At 70.1% G+C, this 1,588-nt stretch carries 2 protein-coding genes; both read right to left on the reverse strand.

Annotation, left to right across the window (positions count from 1 at the left end):
- The coding region (locus AC30N0_RS17215; RefSeq protein WP_489519120.1) for an RnfABCDGE type electron transport complex subunit B at nucleotides 1-524 on the reverse strand (524 nt) is incomplete at its 3' end.
- A gap of 13 nt (nucleotides 525-537) precedes the next feature.
- Nucleotides 538-1,588 (reverse strand): polyhydroxyalkanoate depolymerase (locus AC30N0_RS17220; RefSeq protein ID WP_489519121.1); only part of this gene is annotated, 1,051 nt, incomplete at its 5' end.

Consider the following 1,588-nt stretch of genomic DNA (forward strand, 5'->3'; position numbering starts at 1 on the left):
GTCGATCCCGGCCCCGGCGCATCCGCCGGCGCGTCGAGGCGCTGCCGGTGGCCGCCGTAGCGAACGCGCGCGCGTTCGGCTTCCTCTCGGCTCCAGGCGGCCCAGCCGCTTCGACCATCGCCGGCGTCGACCATCGCGATGCAGTCGACCGGGCAGACCGGGACGCAGAGCTCGCAACCGGTGCAAAGGACGTCGACGACGGCATGCATGTGCTTTGCCGCGCCGACGATCGCATCGACGGGGCAGGCCTTCAGGCAGAGCGCGCAGCCGTTGCTGGCCGCTTCGTCGATGACGGCCAGGGCGCGCGGACCTTCGCTGCCGCAAGCCGGATCGAGCCGGCTCGCCGGTCGTCCGGAGATCCGCGCCAGCCGCTCGACGCCCTCCTGGCCGCCCGGCGGGCAGCGGTTGACGTCGGCGGCGCCGTCGGCGATGGCCTCGGCATAGGCCCGGCAGTCCGGGTAGCCGCAGCGCGTGCACTGCGTCTGCGGCAGCGCGTCGAGCAGCGCCTCGGCGAGCAGGGCCATCCGGCTTCGCGAGTCAGGCGCTCAGGACGGGGCGCCTGGCGCGCGTGCTGCGCGCCGACTTGCGTGCCGGCGTCTGGTGCTCGGCGATGAACTCGCGCACGCGCGGGTAGATCTTCTCGCGCCAGCGCCGGCCGGAGAAGATGCCGTAGTGGCCGGCACCGAGCGCGTCGTAGTGGAACTGCCGCTCGCGCGGCACGCCGGTGCACAGCGCATGCGCGGCCCTCGTCTGGCCGGCGCCCGAGATGTCGTCCAGCTCGCCTTCGACCGTGAGCAGGGCGGTGGTGGTGATGTCCTGCGGCCGCACCAGTTCGCCGTCCACCTTCCACGTGCCGTTGACGAGGGCGAAGTCCTGGAACACGGTCTTGATGGTGTCGAGGTAGTACTCCGCCGGCATGTCGAGAACGGCGTTGTACTCGTCGTAGAAGTCGCGATGGAAGTCGGCGTTCCCGTCGTCGCCGCGGACGAGGTCGAGGAAGTAGTCGTAGTGCGACTTCAGGTGCCGCTCCGGGTTCATGGCGATGAAGCCGGCGTGCTGAAGGAAGCCCGGGTACACGCGCCGGCCGGCACCGGGATAGTTCACCGGCACCCGGTGGATGACGTTGTTCTCGAACCAGGCGAAGCTCTTGTTCATGGCCAGGTTGTTGACCGCCGTCGGGCTCTTGCGGGCGTCGATGGGCCCGCCCATCATCGTCATCGTCCGGGGCGTGGGCTCGCCGGCGCTGGCCATGAGCGACACCGCGGCGAGAACCGGAACGGTGGGCTGGCAGACCGAGATCACGTTGACCTCGGGGCCGATCAGGCGGACGAACTCCTGGATATAGCGCACGTAGTCGTTCAGGTGGAAGGCGCCGCGCTCCTCCGGGACCATGCGCGCGTCGGTCCAGTCGGTGAGGAAGACCTTGTGCTCCTTGAGGAGCTCGCGGACGGTGTCGCGCAGCAGCGTCGAGTGGTGGCCGGACAGGGGCGCCACGACCAGCACGGTGGGCTGCACCTTGAGCCGCTGCAGCGTCGGCAGGTCGTCGGTGAAGCGCTTGAAGCGGAGCAGTCTGCAGAAGTCCTTCTCC

This window comes from Rhizobacter sp., from assembly GCF_031412495.1.
Lineage (GTDB): Bacteria > Pseudomonadota > Gammaproteobacteria > Burkholderiales > Burkholderiaceae_C > Schlegelella_A.